This is a genomic window from Cupriavidus necator A5-1, from assembly GCF_000744095.1.
GTDB classification, from domain to species: Bacteria; Pseudomonadota; Gammaproteobacteria; order Burkholderiales; family Burkholderiaceae; genus Cupriavidus; species Cupriavidus necator_A.
Genome location: NZ_JQLI01000001.1, coordinates 2,898,386 through 2,915,297, shown reverse-complemented (window position 1 = coordinate 2,915,297; position 16,912 = coordinate 2,898,386). Strand labels below are relative to the sequence as shown.

Genomic DNA, 16,912 nt, shown 5'->3' with positions numbered 1-16,912 from the left:
CCGTATGCCGTCCCAAAGCCCCCACGCACGGGCCCAAAGCCGGCACAGTCACGCATTGCGGCGCTTGATGCGCCGTCGTCCTGGCGTTGCGTTGATCCCTGCGGCCGGCTCTTCGCATATCAGAGCTTGTTATGTGGCGATTATCGGAGGCGCCGTTGTGGCCGGCCAGTCAGTCAGCACTGAATTGCACTTCGGATTTCCCTGACAGCGCTGGTCATCACCTCATTGGCCCGGTGCCTTGGGCGATTTCTCGTAGCGCGCAAGTTCCTCGCGTACATCGGCATCGTCGAGCCGTGCCGCCGTCACCACGAGCGTGCCGATCCGGATATGACGCGGCGGCCGGTTCGCCCGCATGGATTCGGCCAGCTCGCGCATGGCCTCATAGCCCATGTTAAATGGCCGCTGAATAACGATGGCGTGGAGTTCGCCGTTGCGCAGGCTGGGCGCAAAGCTCGGCCAATAGTCAAAACCGACCTGGAGGGGGCGCTTGCCTTTCGGCAGCGCGTTGATCGCACGCACCACGCTGAAGGTCGAGATGTCATGCGGCGTGAACACGGCATCGAGCGCCTGCGCGTGCTTTGCGAGTGCCGCGGCGGCAGCGGTCTGCATGCCCCGGATGTCATAGCCCAGGTAGGTTTGCAGTACCACCCGGAAACCCATTTCCGTGGCGGCGGCGATAAACCCGTTTTCGCGTGCGGTGGTGGCCTGCAGATCCCGCGCGACGCGGAAGACGCCGATGCGGGCACCGTGGGGCAGGGCGCCGCGCAGGGTTTGCGCAGCCCGGCGGCCAGCGGCGTAGTTGTCCGTGGCGACCAGGGGCGCGGAGTAATCGGCGCCCTCCCTGTCGACCAGGAGGAAGGGCACGCCAATGATGGGAGGGGTCGCGGGCGCCGCCACCGGCATCGGCGCGAGAATCAGGCCGTCCACCTTGCGCTCCAGCATGGACTGGATCATCCGCACTTGCAGGTTGTCCCGGATGGCCTGCGGGTCATCCTCATTGGGCGCGCGGATGATCACGTTGACCTTCGCGTCGCTTGCGGCCTTGCGCACGCCTTCGGCGAGCACCTGCCAGAACTGGCTGCGGTTGCCCGCCAGGATGACGCCAATCTCCGTGGCGCCGGCCACGGTGTGGTGCATGACTGCCAGCAAGCCAACCAAGCAGACCACCAGGATCCGACCCATGCGCCCCATCTCCGACTTTCTGATCGCTTTCTGATCGATTACCCGCGCGCCATTCTCGCACGCGCCTAGGTGTTTGTACCTGCCGTCAGCAAAAGCGCGGCCACAGCCGTTAAAGTTCGGTTTGGTTTTTCGGTTGGACCTTGGTCAGAAATCCGGGAGTAAGTCAGTTGAAGTCGGTCATCCCTGCATGGTTGTTGCAGCTGTGGCATGCCCCGCGGGAAAGGATCGCGGTAGTCTTGCTGACCCGTGTCGTGCTGTTCAGCACCGTCGTCACGCTGCTCCTGACCGCCATGCAGCTTGCGCTCAGCTACCAGGCTGAAGTGGCCGGCATCCAGAATCGCTTCCGCGAGATGGAGGAAGGCTACTCCGGCGCGCTTGGCAGTTCGCTCTGGTCACTCGACAGCCGCCTGGTCCAGGAACAACTGGACGGCATGCTGCAGTTGCCCCATATCCGCTATGTCGAAGTGCGTGAAACGGCGCAGACCATGCACCCGCTGGTAGTGCATCGGGGCACGCACGCCGAGCGCAATGTGGTCGCGAGCGAGTTTCCCATCAGTTGCTGCAACGACGACAAACGCCAGGTGGGCGTGCTGCGCGTGGAGGCCAGCCTCGATGAGGTCTATCGCGACATCCTGCGCCAGGCGGTCGTCATCCTGGCCAGCAACGCGGCCAAGACTTTCCTGGTTGCGCTCTTTATTCTCTGGATCGTCCATCGTGTTGCCACGCGCCATATCGTCTATCTCACCACGGGGTTGCGCAAACGCGTGCCCGGCGTACCGTCGGCGCCATTGAGCCTGCGCCGGTCCCGGCACGGGCAGGATGAAATCGAAGAACTGGTCGAGGCGCTGAACCTGATGTTCGCGCGCATCGACCGGCATACGGCGGAAATCCGCGATGCCAATACCAGGATGGCCGCCATCCTCGACAACATTCCCGACCTGGCCTGGGTCAAGGACACGGAAGGGCGCTATGTGGCCGCAAACCGCGCCCTGGCGGTTTCACTGGGCGTGGCGCACCCCGCCGAGCTGATCGGCAAGACCGACTACGATTTCTATCCACACGATCGGGCGCTGGGGTACCTGGCCGACGATGCCCGGACCATGGCTTCGGGCGAGCGGCAACGCATCGAGGAGCCGCATACGCAGGCGAACGGTTCGCGGACCTGGGTCGAGACCATCAAGACGCCGTATGCCGATGGCTGCGGACGGCCGGCCGGGACGGTCGGCATTGCCCGCGACATTACCGAGCGCCGGCGCATCGAGGACCAGTTGCGGCGCAGTGAAGCCTTGCAGGCTGCCGGCCAACGGCTCAGCCGGACCGGGAGCTGGTCGTGGAATGTCAGGACCGGTGCCGTCGTCTGGTCCGACGAGCACTACCGCATCTATGGATTTGCGCCCGGCGAGGTCGAGCCGACCGCGGAGATCTTCATGAGCCGCATCCACCCCGAGGACCGGCCCGCCATGCAAGCCTTCGTGGCCGACAGCCTGCGCGATCCGCGCGAGCTCGAACACGAGATGCGCCTGGCCCTGCCGGACGGCACCATCCGGCATGTGGGCGTGCTTGCGCACCCGGTACGCAACAAGGACGGCGGGGTCGATGAGTATGTCGGCATCGCGGCGGACAAGACCGCCGTGCGGCTTGCGGAAGCCGAGCGCGAGGCGCGCCGTGCGGCCGAGGCGGCGAACCGCGCCAAGACCGAGTTCCTGGCCACCATCAGCCACGAGCTGCGCACGCCGCTGAACGGCATCCTCGGCTATGCCCAGCTGCTGATGCGCGACAAGGACAGCGCCCCGGGCGTGCGCGAGAAGAGCGAGGTCATCAAGCGCAGCGGCGAGCAGTTGCTCAAGCTGATCGACGATCTGCTGAACTTTTCCAAGATCGAGGCAGGGAAGCTGGAACTGGCGCCGACGGAATTCGGCCTGGCCGAATTGCTCGCCTCCATCGAGGAACTGATACGGGTCAAGGCTGAGCAAAAAGGCCTGGCCTTCGCGTGCCATGCGCCGCAGGCAATGTCGACCACGGCCTGCGCGGACGTGGGCAAGCTGCGCCAGGTGTTGCTGAACCTGCTGTCGAACGCCGTCAAGTTCACGGACCGCGGCTACGTGCGGCTGGACGTGAAGGTCTCGGAAGCGGGGCCGGGCAGGTCGCGCCTGCGCTTCGAGGTCAGCGACAGTGGCGTGGGCATTGACGCCCGGCAGCAGCAGCGGCTGTTCCGACCGTTCGAGCAGCTCGGCGACGCGAGGCACCGCCGGGGCGGCACCGGCCTGGGACTCGCCATCAGCCAGAAGCTGGTCGGCCTGATGGGAAGCGAGATCCGGCTGCAGAGCGAGCCGGGTGTCGGCAGCACGTTCTGCTTCGAGATCGATGCCGCCACCGGTGCGACGCCGCTGCGCCATGAAGACCACGCAGCCGTTGCCGTCGGGTATGCCGGAGCGCGCCGCCGCGTGCTCGTGGTGGACGACATCGCCGAAAACCGTGCGGTGCTGGTGGATCTGCTGCGGTCCCTCGGGTTCGTGCCGGAAGCCGCGCCGGACGGGCAGGCGGGACTCAGGCAGGCGCTGAGGGCGCCGCCTGACCTGATCCTGATGGATGTCTGTATGGCGGGGATCAGCGGCCTTGATGCGATCCGGCAGTTGCGGCGCGATCCCAGGCTGAAGCGGGTGCCCGTCATTGCGACCTCGGCAAGTACGCGGGGCATGGACGAGACCAGTTCGATCGACGCGGGCGCCGATGTCTTCCTGCCCAAGCCGATCGACCACGATGCGCTGCTGGTCCAGATCGGCAGGTTGCTCCATATCCAGTGGGACTACGAGGCTGCGACGGGGGCCGGCAGGCAACCGTCACCCGCTGCCGTGGTGGTGCCGCCTGTCGCGGAAATCGAGAAGCTGCACTACCTCGCCAAGCGCGGCAGCATGCGCGAGATACACGACTGGGCGCAGCGGATCGTGGAGCTCGACGAGCGCTACGGGCATTTTGCCGCCAGGCTCAGGCAGCTGGCCAATGCCTACCAGTCGCGCGAAATCCTGCGCCTGGCCAGCCAATACCTGCTTGACCGCTAAGCGCTGGCAGCCGACATGGTGAGTGCCCTGGACCGGCGGCGCCGGCCACGCCGCCACCCCCGGCACTACAGCACACTCACATTCGCCGTGCCTGCGGCCACCTCCAGCACCTTCGTGCTAGCCGTTGCGGGCTGGGCAGGCGCCATGGCGCCATCAAGCAGCTTGAGCGTATGGAAGGTGCAGCTGAGCTTGTCCGGCGTCAGCGTGACCAGTGCATAGCCCTCCGTGTTGGAATCGGCGTGGCGGAGCCACGGATTGAACGTGCGCAAGGTGGCATCGAAGGTGTTCACCACCGCGCCGCCCACATTGCTGTAAACGAGCTCTCGCAGCGCGGCGAAGGCCTGGTCGTTGTCCACGATCGCGCGGAACCCGCTGAGCAGCGAGTTACTCGACAGGCCGGCGGTGACCAGGTCCACCATCACGGGTGCCGGCGTTGCGGCATCGTAGTCGTCCATCACCTGCCCGGCAAAGAAGGCATGGATATCGCCGCTCAAGGCCACCACGTTGCGGACGCTGTTGGCCTTGAGGAAGGCCATCAGGTTCTTGCGCTCGGCGTTGTAGCCATCCCATTGGTCGGCATTGAGGATAAAGCGGTCGAGCAGCGCGATGGCCGGCAGCCGGCTCTCGATGAATGGCTTGATGTTGGCATCGAAGGTCGCGGCGTTGATGCCGGCCTGCGACAGCACGTTGCGCAGCGCGGTGTATGCGAGGTTGGCGTAGGTGCCGGCGGCCTTGGCGGCACGCAGGTCGCTTGCCAGTGCGTCGGCAATGGCCGATTGCAATGAGGACAGGGCGCTGTTCGCCAGCACCAACCCCCGGGCGATCAGGTTCGCGATTGCCTGGGTGACGTCGACCTGCATGCGCAGCAGCGACACCTGGTTGCCCCACAGCTTCCACGTCGTATTGGCGCCGCCGAGGCGGTCCTGCCACCACGCACGCTGCGTGTCGCCCAGCATCGAGACCGGCGTCAGCGCATTGCCGGCGGCGGCGATCTTCTGGGCCTCGGCTGCGGCCAGCGTTGTGGCAGGCACGAAGAACAGGCTGCCCACGGCGCGGCCGGTGGATTCTTCCGGGACGATGTGGTCGGCCCGGTACAGGCGCTCGTCGGTCATCAGCAGCGTGGCCAGATTGCCGAATGTGAAGGAGCGATAGATCTGGATGTTCTGGAACGACGGGTTGTTCGTGTCCAGGCTCACGTCCGCCGGCAAGTATTCGAACCACGCCTGGCTGGCCGCGCGCCGGCGCGCCGTGTGCGGCGTCAGGTCATCGTCTGAATCGTAGGTCTGGCGATCCTGCCAGCAGTTGTCAGAGAACTCGTGGTCGTCCCAGATGGCAATCATCGGGAACGCGGCATGCAGCGCCTGCAGGCGCGCGTCGCTGCGATAGTTGCGGTACAGGTAGCGGTAGTCGTCCAGCGTGGTGGCATAGACACTGCCATCCGGCAGTGGGGTGCCATTGGGCAACGTCAGCACGGTATGGCGATCCTCCACGTTGCCGGCACGCGAGCCACCCGGCACGGCCTCGTAGATGTAGTCGCCGACGTGGATGATGAAGTCCAGGTCCTGCTGCACCAGCTCTTCCATGCCGGCCCAGTGGTTGGCATTCCAGTCCTGGCAGCTGACAAAGGCGAAACGCAGCTGCGACAAGGGCGTGCCGGCCGCGGCGGCGGTGCGCGTGCGCCCCACGGTGCTGGGACGGTTGCCCAGCAGGAAGCGGTAGTAGTAGCGCGTGCCCGCGTCAAGGCCGGTGACCTTGTTGCGGATCGTGTAGTCCCACTCCGGCAGCGCCATCAGCGGTTCGTTGACCAGCAGGCTCGGCGGCGCGAAATCCTGCTGTGTCGACACCTGCAGCCGCACCACCACCGGCCGCTTGCCGTTGTTGCCCTCGATGCGGGTCCACACCACCACGCTGTCCGGCTTCGGGTCGCCCGAGGCGACGCCATGCAGGAAACCGAAGTTCTCCGGATTGCCCGTGTCGGGCGGATCGTCGCCGCCGCCGCCGCAAGCGGTCAGGCCGCCGGTGGCAATGGAGACGGTCAGGAAACTTCCCCACTTGAGAAACTGGCGGCGGTCCATGGCTGTTCTTCCTGTTCGGGTTGCGAGGCGCGCAGCGTGGCGCGGATGCCGTTCAAGGCATCAGAATGGGACGCTTGCGCTGACTTGTATCTGGATACTAGTTTCTGGCCGGCACGCTCGCTGTCGGTGACTCGCCGACATCGATATAGGAAGAAGATGACTGGGCAGGCTGCCTTGCCGTCTCTCGCGCAATGCGCCTCAGTGAGTGTGTGTGTGCGCTCTGCGTATTAGGGACAGGGCGAGGATCGAGCCGTGATGCCCGGCCAGTCAGGCGTTGGCGTGGAGATCGAGATATTCGGCAAACTCGTCGCGCACCACGCTTTCGATGCGCGCGAGTTCATCGTCCGTGACGTCTTCGAACAGCTTGCGTTTGCGCTTCGACAGCTCGCCGTGGTTCTGGACAATGAGGTCGATCAGGTTGGACAGGCGTGACTGGCGCAGGTCGAGCCAGCTTTCCAGGCGCGTGACACTGGCGTCGTAGGCGCGCAGGTACTGGATCTCCTGCGCGAGGTCTTGCTCCACGCATTGCTCGATACATTCGAAGACGAACTCGCACAGCGCCGTAGCATCGAAGGAGGCGTAAAGCCAGTCAGGCTGCGGCGACTTGATCAGGATCGTGTCGCTGTCCGAGTCCAGCGCGTAGTTGAGCAAAGCCGTGCGCGGCGCGGAGTAGGACTTCAGCAGTGCCGCATAGGTATCGATCTGCTTGAGCATGCGCGCGGACACCGGCAGCACTACACCCTCGGGTGTGACACCGGCCTGGCGCAGCAGATGATGGATGAGGAAGCGATGGAGCCGGCCGTTGCCATCGTAGAACGGGTGCGCAAACACGAAGCCAAACGACACGCAAGCCGCGATCACGATCGGGTTTGCCGCCTGTGCCGGCGCAAGCTCGGCGAGCGTGGCAATCCCATCCATCATCGCGTCGAGTTGTTCCGGCGGCGGCGGAATATAGTCCGCGATATTGCGCATGCGCCCGCCGCGGGAGAGCCAGTTCTGCGTATCGCGAAACGCGTATTCGGCCCGCAGCCCGGAGATGATTTCGTTCTGCCATTCGCACAGGCGCTCTTCGGTGAGACGGCCCGGTTCGCCGGCATACTCGAGCAAGCGCCTGAATTTCGCGACCCGCTGGTTATCGGGGACCTCGTGCTCGATGGAATAGGTCGATCGCGTTTCCGCGAGGTACAGGTAGTCGACCGCGCGTGCGAGCAGTTCCGGCTCCAGCCGCTTGATTGCCGCGGACACCCGGCCCGGGAGATCGGCGGCAATCAACGACGCCAGTTTCCCGGTCCGTCGCACCAGCGGGCAAAAGGCGGCCGGGCCCAGGTGGTTGTTCTGGATCCCGAGCTGCAGGTCCGTCGTCACCGGGCCGGTCACGTACTCAGCTTCGTCGAGCGCCAGTATCCGGGGCGCGCCGGTGGGCAGCTTGTAATCGAACTGCGCCCCGGCGAGCCATTTGGCATAGAAGGCGCTCAACCTCGCATAACGTGAGGAGGGCGTCGCCGCCAGCCACGCCCGGACCGTCTCCACCGCCTCCTCGTGCTCGAACAATGCCGCGAGCACGGTCAGGTCCAGTTGCTCCTTCTTCAGCGCGAAGGTCAGGTGGTCGACGGTCGTGTCACCGCCGCGGTAGCGGTTCCTGGGATAAACGGTGCGCGTGGTGCCGTCCGGGCCGGTGTGCGTGCTGAGAACGCCGGTTTTGTCGGCCAGGGCGGAGGTGGAGCGCAGCGGCGGGACGCGCAGGCCGAACTTGCGGATCAGGGCGTCGTAGCCGAGTGGCGCATGGGCCATATCAGGGTGGTCGGTGGGGTTCTGGGGTGCTCCGGAGCTTACCAGAGTTTCTACCCGTATTACCAGACTATCTATTTTTTGCGATATGGTTTGACAGTCTGTCTATGTCATTCGCTGGGGATGCGAGGTCGGCGCAGCTTGCCAAAGTTTCTACCTCGCTTACCGTTTCGTCTATTTTTGCGGGTGGCATAGGCAATTCAGTCTACGCGAACGGTAAAAGTATCGGCTTCGGAACTGCAGTCAGCAAAGTTGTATTCTTTGGTGAACAGCGTGCCGGACGCATCGCGCGGTCAGGCTGGCATCATGCCTTCAGCACGTTCTCAGTCACGGCACAAAAAGTACGGCGGTGTCGACATGAAGCGTGTTCACGCACTGATTGTGACTTGCGCCATGTTGGTTGCCTGTGTATCGACAGGCGTCGACGTGAAACCGGAGCATATGTCGAACTTCATGCTCGGTTTCTCTACGCTCGACGACGTTACCACGCAGCTCGGGAAGCCCACATCCCAGGCGACGCTGGGAAACGGATCCACGATACTGATCTATTCCTTTGCGACCTCCAGGCCTAATCCTGAGAGCTTTATTCCATTCATTGGGCCGCTGTTTTCCGGAGGCGAGATCCGCTCGTCGACGGTCCTTTTCGAGTTCGACGAGAACGGTGTCCTCAGGAGTCAGCGCAGGACGACGTCGAGCGGGGCTTCAGGATGGACCGTAGTGCCTCCCGGTATGCTGCAGTAGGTGGTTGGACGAAAGCGCCACGCTCGCGCCGGCACCGGCCTTGCTGGCCCCGGCAAGCCAACGGGGCGTTTCAGCGCTGAATCAGTCCTGCCGCGGCCGTACTACTAGCCTGTTCGAATGATGGGCCCGCGCGCGCTGATGCACTATGCTCCTGGCAAAGAAGGATCACACCACTGAAACCGGGGGGAGTCATGGGTGAATGGAATCCGTGCGGACGGCACGAGTCGGCGCTATGCGAGGCGCAGGCGCAAGACACAGAGGGCGCATCAACGCCATGGCGGCGGGCACAGCAAATCAAGACCACGCCCGCCGCGCATCCCGGGACTTCCAACCTGTACCTCATGGCTGGCCGCCGGGAGCCGACTGCCGTCATAGACCAGCCGACGGGTGCGGACGATCCGCTGCTGGGCAGCCTGCTACTGCTGAACCGGGCCTTGCACCGGCCGGTTCCGTCCGCAGTGCTGCTGGAAGGGCTGCCGCTCAAAGGGCAGGGCCTCACGCTGCCGCTGCTTTTCGCCGCGGCGGCGCGCGCCGGGTTGTCGACCCGGCTGGTGGAGCGGGATCTCGACGGGATCCCGGATACCTCGCTGCCGGCCATCCTGTTGCTGGACAAGCGCAAACCCTGCGTACTGCTACAGCGCCGCGAGCACGGACGGTTTCTGGTCGCGCTGCCAGGCTGGGGCGGCGGGGAGCAGGAAGTCAGTCGCGAGGAACTGCTGGCCCGGTACAGCGGGTACGCGGTCCTGGCGCAGCCCGCGCTGCAAGCGGAAGAGTCGGCCGACCCGTCGCCGGTGCAGCCGAGCGCCGCAATGCGGCCATCATGGTGGCGGCTGGCAGGCTCGACGCTCAGGGTGCTGTGCCTGCGCGGCAGGCAGCCGGCTTGAGACGCGGCACGCGTCGGTGCTTGACTTGCGCAGGGAGGCCCTTACGTTGACTTTGTCTCGCCGCTGAACTTCACGAAAACGCGAGCCTGAACGGCGTCCATGATTTCGAGGGCATGCGGGTCTGCCAGATCGCTCGCCGTGACGCCCGTTGCGTCTTTCGGCTTCGTGCCGGGTGGATAGAACACGAAGGTCGCGCCGAACGTCTTGCCTGCCTCCTTCTTCAGACGACGGTTCAGCGCCTTCAAATATCGCTTCTTGATCGACTTTGTCATCGCCGTTTCTAAATGTCAGCCTGTCTTCTGCGCCTCCGCAAAGCCTCGACGACTTTCCGCTCGGTCAGCACCAGCAGATAGTCGGGAAATTTCGCATCTTCCTGGAGCGCATCCCACGCGTTCCAGAATTGCCAGCGCACGAACTCCAGCGGCGCGCCGTGAGCCACAGCAATGCGCGCAATCGCATCTTCTCCTGCGCGGGGCCGTGTCCGCCCCATTTTCACAGGGGCGTGCTCAAGCGCAGGGGGCGGCATATTCCGGCTAGCTTCGGTGACGCGCAGCATGCGATACCCTCCAAGGAGACTGGCACAGATTCATGCTAGCTGTCCGGGCCGGGTTTGACCAAGGGCGGAAAGGCGCGTGGGCGTGGACCGTCTCCGGCGCTAATTCCTGCCCGGGTATTCCAGCTTCGGATACCAGTCGGTGCCGCGACCTTCAGGCGTGGTGTCCAGCAGGCTCCACAGCGGGTCCAGGTCCGGCGCGCCGCGCGGGTCCTGGCCGGGGTCTGGAGGGACGCCGTAGATCTCACCGCTCCAGAAATGGCGGATCTTGCCGTCCCGGCGCGTAAACACTGTGTAGCCCGGGACGTCGGCATCCTCGTGGCTGACATAGTTACGGGTGAAATCGCCGTCGACGTCCGCGTAGACCTTCAGCTTCGTCCAGCCCCGCGCCTTCCTGGCCGCCATAAGACGATCAATGGGCGAGCGAGCGACCATCGCCAGCGCCACGCGCTGCTCAATGTCCGGAACCTTGTGATCCCACGATGCCATGATGGACGTGCACATGGGGCAAGGCTGTTCCCGCTGCGGTCCAAACATATAACTGTAGATGACGAGCGTGTCCTTGTCGCCAAACAGCTCGGCAAGCGTGACCGGCCCGTGTTCGCCCTGGAAGGTGTAGGGTTTGGTCACCTCGCCGCCTGGGGGCAACTTGCGGCGCTGTTCGGCCACGCGCTCGATGTGCCGCCGTAGCTCGATCTCCTCTGCAAGCAGCGCATTGCGCGCTTTGCGATACTCCGCGCTTTCATTGGGAAACCGGATGGGGTTGCCTTGCGCCAGCTCAGTTGACGGGATGAGATCTGCCGTTGCGTTCATATCGGCCCTCCTGCAGGATAAAGTCCCCTGAATGGCCGGAAATGTGAGCTTGCCGCCGCTGGACGGCTCAACATTTCCACGGCCCTGTCATGGTTCGTGTCAGCCAAGGGCGAATCGTTCCGCGCCTTGCAGCCGGGATCCCGGCCGATGAGACTGTGCTCCCCGGTCAGGCTGCAGTTTGTACGTACCCGGACACACCCGGGAGCCCTAATCTGGTGTCACCGCGACGATCCGGACCCAACCCATGGGCTGGCCGGACGCGGCTCCAGCGGTTACAGGACACCACGCCAATGAGCTCCCCGACACCTGAAAAAGGCCACATTGCCCCCTACACCCACCCCGCCGCCGGCTGGGGTGCCCTGAAGTACGTTGCCATCAACCTGATCAAGGAGAAGGTTGCCGGTGGCAAGTACAAGATGCTGTTCAAGCAGAACCAGGCGGATGGCTTCGACTGCCCCGGCTGTGCCTGGCCGGACCGGCAGCACGCCTCCACCTTCGAGTTCTGCGAGAACGGCGTCAAGGCCGTGGCCGCCGAGGCCACCAGCATGCGCGTCACGCCGGAATTCTTCGCGCAGCACACGGTCACGTCGCTGATGGCGCAGACTGATTTTGAGCTGGAACAGCACGGACGGCTGACGCACCCCATGGTCTACGACCAGCAGACCGACAAGTACCGCGCGATTGCCTGGGACGAGGCCTTTGCGCTGATCGGGCGCCACCTGCGCGCGCTGCCGGACCCCAACCAGGCCGCCTTCTACACGTCGGGGCGCGCCAGCAACGAGGCCGCGTTCCTCTACCAGCTGTTCGTGCGTGCCTATGGCACCAACAACTTCCCCGACTGCTCGAACATGTGCCACGAAGCCACCAGCCGCGGCCTGCCGCTGACGATAGGCGTGGGCAAGGCGACCGTGGTGCTGGACGACTTCGAGCATGCCGACACCATCCTGCTGTTCGGCCACAACGCGGCGACCAACCACCCGCGCATGCTGGGCGAGCTGCGCGAGTGCGCGCGGCGCGGTGCCACCATCGTTTCGATCAATCCGCTGCGCGAACGCGGGGTGGAACGTTTTACCAGTCCGCAGCACCCGGTGGAGATGCTGACCGGCTCCAGTACCAAGATCGCGTCGATGTTCGTGCAGCCAAAGCTGGGCGGCGATTTTGCGCTGATCAAGGGCATGGCCAAGCGCCTGGTCGAGCTGGACGATGATGCGATCAGGCACGGCCGCGCGCGCCTGATCGACGTCGACTTCGTACGCCAGCACACTATCGGCTTCGGCGACTTTGTCGAAGACCTGCGCGCGGAAAGCTGGGCGGATATCGTCGCGGAGTCGGGCGTATCGCAGGAGGATATCGACGCGCTGACCCAGGTCTACGCCAGGGGCAAGCGCGTGATCGCATGCTGGGGCATGGGCCTGACGCAACACAAGAATTCGGTGCCGACGGTGCAGATCCTGTCCAACCTGATGATGATGCGCGGGAACATCGGGCGCGAGGGTGCCGGACTGCTGCCGGTGCGCGGGCATTCGAACGTGCAGGGCGACCGCACGGTAGGCATCGAGGAGAAGCCGGACGATGCCTTCCTGGACCGCCTGCAGGCTACCTTTGGTTTCGAGCCGCCGCGCGCGCATGGGTATGACGTGGTCAACACCATCTCGGCGATGCTCGCGGGCAAGGTCAAGGTCTTCATCGGCCTGGGCGGCAATTTCTCCACCGCCACGCCCGACACGCCCCGCACCTTCGAGGCGTTGCGCCAGTGCGACCTGACCGTGAACATCGCTACCAAGCTCAACCGCAGCCACCTGGTGCACGGCAAGGCGTCGCTGATCCTGCCCACGCTGGGCCGCACCGAGATCGACCAGCAGGACGGCGTGCCGCAGGGCGTGACCGTCGAGGATTCGGTCTGCATGGTCCATATTTCCTTTGGCATGAACGCGCCGGCGTCGCCGCACCTGCTGTCGGAGATTGCCATTGTCGCGCGCATGGCCGCCGCCACGCTCGGCTCGGAGAAGATCGACTGGCTGTGGTACGCGCAGGACTATGCGCGCATTCGCGATGCCATCGAGCAGGTGGTCGAGGGTTTCGACAACTACAACGAGCGCGTCGCCGTGCCAGGCGGGTTCCACCTGACCCCCGCGTCGCGCAACCGCGTCTGGCAAACGCCGTCGGGCAAGGCGCAGTTCCTGGTCAACCGCATCGACAGGGACACCCCCATCCACCGTGCCCGCGAGCAGTATGGCGACAAGCTGATGGTGCTGATGACCACGCGCTCGCACGACCAGTACAACACCACCATCTATGGCCTGGACGACCGCTACCGCGGCGTGTTCGGCCTGCGCCGGGTGGTCTTCATCAATCCCGCCGACCTGGCCCCGCTTGGCCTGAAGGCGGGGCAGCACGTGGATATCACTAGTGTCTGGGCTGACGGCGTGCAACGCCATGTCGAGGACTTCGTGCTGGTTGAGTACGACATTCCGCAAGGCTGCCTGGGGGCGTACTACCCCGAGACGAATCCGCTGGTGCCGCTGGAAAGCACCGGGGATGGCTGCGGCACGCCTACATCGAAGTCGGTGCCGGTGTTGCTGACGCCGTCCCGCCGCCAGCCCGCGGTGGCGGCCTGACCCCACCCGCAGAGCAATGGGTTTGGACAGAAAGCCCGGTTCCCGGCCGGGCACGGGGCCTGGTGCGCGCCCAGCTGGAATCCGGTGTCGCCGAGCGGCGCAACTGTATGCCTCGAGCAGTGCGGCCCCTGCCTACCATCATTCCCAAGAGCGCGTCGGTATGCCAGCGCCTGCCCTCACCCCCGGCCCCTCTCCCGCAGGCGGGAGAGGGGAGCAAGCCGGCAGCACGGACTTTTTGTCACCGCTCATGCGCCCGCCTCACGCGGGCGTGGCATTCATCTTTGCGAGATTTCAATGCATTGCACCGAACTGGTCGAACACTCAGGCTATGAAGCGCGCAGCATCGTACGCCACAAGGCATGCGCCGCGCAGCCGGCCACCGACAACGTGGCGGAAGAACTCCCGGTAGCCCTGGTGTACAACGGCATCTCGCACGCCGTAATGATGGCAACGCCGCTGGACCTGGAGGCGTTCGCGGTCGGCTTTTCACTGACCGAAGGCATCGTCGCCCACAACGCCCAGATCCATGACGTGGACGTGCGCGTGCACCGGCACAGCGCCGAAGTCCAGCTACAGATCAACGAGCACGCCTTTGCCGCCATGAAGTCACGCCGGCGCGCGCTGGCGGGCCGCACCGGCTGCGGCGTCTGCGGCATCGAAAGCATCGAGCTCCTCGACCTGCAGCCCGCGCGCATGGCCTTGCCGGCAAAGCGGCTGACGCCGTCGCGCGAGCTGATCGAGCGCGCCGTCGCGGCGCTGCCGTCGCACCAGCGGCTGATGCGGGCCACCGGCGGCGTCCACGCCGCGGCCTGGTGCGATGCGCGCGGCGAGATCCTGCATGTCTTCGAGGATGTCGGCCGGCACAACGGCCTGGACAAGCTGATCGGCCACCTGGCGATGCAGCGCGTGGCGATGGACGACGGCTTCGTGCTGCTGTCCAGCCGCGCCAGCTATGAACTGGTGCGCAAGGCGGCACGCATGAATATCCAGATGCTCGCCACGATCTCGGCGCCGACCTCGCTGGCGATCCGGATCGCGGAGCAGGCCGGCCTGCACCTGCTCAGCTTCTGCCGCAAGGACGGCTATGTCGACTATACCGGCGCCGCATTGGGCGTCGGCAACGATGCGCAAGACAGCAGCGCTACGCAGGGCGGCGCCGCATGCTGAGCTTCGACGAGGTCCTGCCCGCGGTCATCGACACGCCGCTGGCGGACTGCAGCGCCATCGATGGCTACGCGGTCCGCTCCAGCGGTTTTGTGCGCGTGGGACCGCACAGCGTCGTGCAACGCCATCATGTGCCGCGACCGTACTATGATTCCCATCGTTGGCTCAGCTGACGGCAGCCCGCTGAAGGGCGGCCCCGGGGCGGGCGGAAGGGAAACGGCAGGCAAGGGGAGCGCGGCGTGAAGCTATATGAAAAACTGGCTGCGGATATCGAGGCATTGGTGCAACAGGGCGTCCTGCTGCCCGGCGAGCGCATTCCCTCGGTGCGGCAGACAAGCCAGCACCACCGCATGAGCATCACGACGGTGATCCGGGCCTATGTCATGCTGGAGAGCCGCGGCATTATCGAAAGCCGGCCACAGTCCGGGTACTTTGTGCGCGCACGGCCGGGCGAGCCGGCGATCGAACTGCGGCCGTCCAAGCCCAGTGCCAAGCCTTCGGCGGTGGACGTGAGCGCCCTGGTGCTGTCCACGCTGCGCTCGATCCGTTCTGATGACGCCGTACCGCTCGGTTCGCCCTATCCGGACCCTTCGTTGTTTCCCTGGCAGCGCATCAACCAGTACGCCAACAATATCGCGCGCCGCTATGCCAAGTGGACCATGCTGGACGACCTGCCGCCCGGCAGCCCCGAGCTGATCCGGCAGATTTCGCGCCGCTATCTGGAGAACGGCTACGCCATTGACCCCAACGAGGTGATCGTCACGATCGGCGCCACCGAGGCCATCAACCTCTGCCTGCAGGCGGTGGCCAGGCCGGGCGACACCATCGCGGTGGAGTCCCCGACCTTCTACGCGATGCTCCATGCCATCGAACGCCTGGGCATGCGCGCCATCGAGGTGGCGACCGATCCGGTGGAAGGCATCGATATTGACGCGCTGGCACGGCTGATCGACGAGCAGGGCGTGAAAGCCTGCATGGTGATGCCCAACTTTCAGAACCCGCTTGGTTTCCAGATGCCCGATGACAAGAAGCGCAGCCTGGTGGCGATGCTGACCGAAAAGGACATCCCGGTCATCGAGAACGACGTCTACGGCGAGCTCTACTATGGCGAGGCCCATCCCAGCTCGCTGAAGGCCTACGACACGGCCGGCATCGTGCTGCATTGCGCCTCGTTCTCCAAGACGCTGACCAATGCCTACCGGATCGGCTGGGCGCTGCCGGGCCGATACCGCGAAGCCGTGGAACGGCTCAAGTTCCTCAATACGCTGACCACGCCTGCCATCCCGCAACTGGCGATCGCGGAATTCCTGAAGAACGACGGCTACGACTTCCACCTGAGGCGGGTGCGCAAGAACTATGCACAGCAGGCCAACATCATGGCCGCCGCCGTGCGCAGGTTTTTCCCCGAGGGCACGACCACGTCGCGGCCAGCGGGGGGCTATGTGCTGTGGGTGCAGTTGCCGGAGGGCATCGATGCCATGGAGATGTACCACGCCGCGCTGGAGCACCGCATCACCGTTGCGCCGGGGCATATGTTCGCGCCCGGCGCCACTTACAGCAACTGCATCCGGCTGAACTACAGCGGGGAATGGTCGCAAGGCATCGAGTCCGCCGTGCACACGCTGGGCAAGATCGCCCAGCACCTGCTTGCGCGCGGCCGCCAGTCGGATGAGGACCACCAGGACCATGCAAGACACTGATATCGATCCCGCCATCCTCGCAGTCCTCCAGGTCCTGTGCCAGGCCGGCCGCGAGGGCGGCGCCAGCCCATGGTCGCTCGCCAGGATCGCCAAACGGGCGCAACTGCCGATGAGCGTGCTGCGGCGCGTGCTGACGCAGCTCCAGGCCGCCGGACTGGCCGACTTTGAGATCGACGAGGAAGGCCGCGGACACGCCAGCCTGTCGCAGGCCGGTGCGGAGCTTGCCACGCAGGTTTTCCCGGATACTGCCTGAGGCCTGCATCCCGGCGGCTCAGCCGCCCATCAGCGACATGCGCAGCGTGAGGTACTGCCGCTTGCCGTTGTCATTCCCGCGC

General features: G+C 65.1%; 14 protein-coding genes. 8 read left to right on the top strand and 6 right to left on the bottom strand.

Annotation, left to right across the window (positions count from 1 at the left end):
* Positions 1-222: 222 nt before the first annotated feature.
* The gene (locus K307_RS12935; RefSeq protein ID WP_042878701.1) at positions 223-1,182 is read right to left on the bottom strand and encodes a substrate-binding domain-containing protein; all 960 of its coding nucleotides are present in this window, start codon (positions 1,180-1,182) and stop codon (positions 223-225) included.
* Positions 1,183-1,418: 236 nt separating this feature from the next.
* Between K307_RS12935 and K307_RS44405 the strand changes: the two genes are divergently transcribed.
* Entirely contained in the window at positions 1,419-4,241 is a 2,823-nt protein-coding gene (locus K307_RS44405; RefSeq protein WP_155301138.1) for a PAS domain-containing protein, read from the top strand.
* Between the two features lie 65 nt (positions 4,242-4,306).
* On the opposite strand, the gene K307_RS12925 is transcribed toward K307_RS44405, so the two are convergent.
* Both K307_RS12925 and K307_RS12920 read right to left on the bottom strand, forming a co-directional pair.
* Complete coding sequence (locus tag K307_RS12925; RefSeq protein WP_042878699.1) at positions 4,307-6,316, bottom strand: alkaline phosphatase D family protein; 2,010 nt, start codon at positions 6,314-6,316, stop codon at positions 4,307-4,309.
* 267 nt (positions 6,317-6,583) lie between these two features.
* Positions 6,584-8,107 (bottom strand): Fic family protein, encoded by a 1,524-nt coding sequence (locus K307_RS12920; RefSeq protein ID WP_042878697.1) that lies wholly within the window; start codon positions 8,105-8,107, stop codon positions 6,584-6,586.
* Positions 8,108-8,461: 354 nt separating this feature from the next.
* Here K307_RS12920 and K307_RS12915 point away from each other — a divergent pair, with 354 nt between their 5' ends.
* Complete coding sequence (locus K307_RS12915; RefSeq protein ID WP_042878695.1) at positions 8,462-8,845, top strand: hypothetical protein; 384 nt, start codon at positions 8,462-8,464, stop codon at positions 8,843-8,845.
* Between the two features lie 191 nt (positions 8,846-9,036).
* Positions 9,037-9,729, top strand: coding sequence for a cysteine peptidase family C39 domain-containing protein (locus K307_RS12910; RefSeq protein WP_230625645.1), 693 nt, complete (start codon positions 9,037-9,039; stop codon positions 9,727-9,729).
* A 41-nt stretch (positions 9,730-9,770) separates the two neighbouring features.
* Here the strand turns inward: K307_RS12910 and K307_RS12905 are convergent, their stop codons facing one another.
* From K307_RS12905 to K307_RS12895, 3 genes are all read right to left on the bottom strand, one after another.
* The gene (locus K307_RS12905; protein WP_042878693.1) at positions 9,771-10,001 is read right to left on the bottom strand and encodes a hypothetical protein; all 231 of its coding nucleotides are present in this window, start codon (positions 9,999-10,001) and stop codon (positions 9,771-9,773) included.
* 8 nt (positions 10,002-10,009) lie between these two features.
* Entirely contained in the window at positions 10,010-10,285 is a 276-nt protein-coding gene (locus tag K307_RS12900) for a DUF3562 domain-containing protein (RefSeq protein WP_230625643.1), read from the bottom strand.
* A 99-nt stretch (positions 10,286-10,384) separates the two neighbouring features.
* Positions 10,385-11,095: a DUF899 family protein gene (locus K307_RS12895; protein WP_042878692.1), complete on the bottom strand. Its 711-nt coding sequence runs from the start codon at positions 11,093-11,095 to the stop codon at positions 10,385-10,387.
* A gap of 290 nt (positions 11,096-11,385) precedes the next feature.
* Here K307_RS12895 and K307_RS12890 point away from each other — a divergent pair, with 290 nt between their 5' ends.
* From K307_RS12890 to K307_RS12875, 5 genes are all read left to right on the top strand, one after another.
* Positions 11,386-13,713, top strand: a complete 2,328-nt coding sequence (locus tag K307_RS12890) for an FdhF/YdeP family oxidoreductase (protein WP_042878691.1) — start codon at positions 11,386-11,388, stop codon at positions 13,711-13,713.
* 294 nt (positions 13,714-14,007) lie between these two features.
* Entirely contained in the window at positions 14,008-14,880 is an 873-nt protein-coding gene (gene fdhD, locus K307_RS12885; RefSeq protein ID WP_051974848.1) for a formate dehydrogenase accessory sulfurtransferase FdhD, read from the top strand.
* A complete protein-coding gene (locus K307_RS47775) occupies positions 14,874-15,050 on the top strand; it encodes a hypothetical protein (protein ID WP_155301137.1) in 177 nt (58 codons plus the stop codon). Before fdhD ends, K307_RS47775 begins: the two co-directional genes overlap by 7 nt.
* Positions 15,051-15,116: 66 nt before the next feature.
* Complete coding sequence (locus K307_RS12880) at positions 15,117-16,577, top strand: PLP-dependent aminotransferase family protein (RefSeq protein ID WP_042878690.1); 1,461 nt, start codon at positions 15,117-15,119, stop codon at positions 16,575-16,577.
* The gene (locus K307_RS12875) at positions 16,564-16,830 is read left to right on the top strand and encodes a helix-turn-helix domain-containing protein (protein WP_051974847.1); all 267 of its coding nucleotides are present in this window, start codon (positions 16,564-16,566) and stop codon (positions 16,828-16,830) included. The genes K307_RS12880 and K307_RS12875 overlap by 14 nt, the downstream gene beginning before the upstream one ends.
* The last annotated feature ends 82 nt before the right edge of the window (positions 16,831-16,912 follow it).

What these genes read in the sequence shown, in the direction of transcription:
- K307_RS12900 (WP_230625643.1), bottom strand. Translation starts at nt 10,285, where the DNA reads ATGCTGCGCGTCACCGAAGCTAGCCGGAATATGCCGCCCCCTGCGCTT.
- fdhD (WP_051974848.1), top strand. Translation starts at nt 14,008, where the DNA reads ATGCATTGCACCGAACTGGTCGAACACTCAGGCTATGAAGCGCGCAGC.
- K307_RS12895 (WP_042878692.1), bottom strand. Translation starts at nt 11,095, where the DNA reads ATGAACGCAACGGCAGATCTCATCCCGTCAACTGAGCTGGCGCAAGGC.
- K307_RS12935 (WP_042878701.1), bottom strand. Translation starts at nt 1,182, where the DNA reads ATGGGTCGGATCCTGGTGGTCTGCTTGGTTGGCTTGCTGGCAGTCATG.
- K307_RS12925 (WP_042878699.1), bottom strand. Translation starts at nt 6,316, where the DNA reads ATGGACCGCCGCCAGTTTCTCAAGTGGGGAAGTTTCCTGACCGTCTCC.
- K307_RS12915 (WP_042878695.1), top strand. Translation starts at nt 8,462, where the DNA reads ATGAAGCGTGTTCACGCACTGATTGTGACTTGCGCCATGTTGGTTGCC.
- K307_RS12910 (WP_230625645.1), top strand. Translation starts at nt 9,037, where the DNA reads ATGGGTGAATGGAATCCGTGCGGACGGCACGAGTCGGCGCTATGCGAG.
- K307_RS12920 (WP_042878697.1), bottom strand. Translation starts at nt 8,107, where the DNA reads ATGGCCCATGCGCCACTCGGCTACGACGCCCTGATCCGCAAGTTCGGC.
- K307_RS47775 (WP_155301137.1), top strand. Translation starts at nt 14,874, where the DNA reads ATGCTGAGCTTCGACGAGGTCCTGCCCGCGGTCATCGACACGCCGCTG.
- K307_RS12875 (WP_051974847.1), top strand. Translation starts at nt 16,564, where the DNA reads ATGCAAGACACTGATATCGATCCCGCCATCCTCGCAGTCCTCCAGGTC.
- K307_RS12890 (WP_042878691.1), top strand. Translation starts at nt 11,386, where the DNA reads ATGAGCTCCCCGACACCTGAAAAAGGCCACATTGCCCCCTACACCCAC.
- K307_RS12905 (WP_042878693.1), bottom strand. Translation starts at nt 10,001, where the DNA reads ATGACAAAGTCGATCAAGAAGCGATATTTGAAGGCGCTGAACCGTCGT.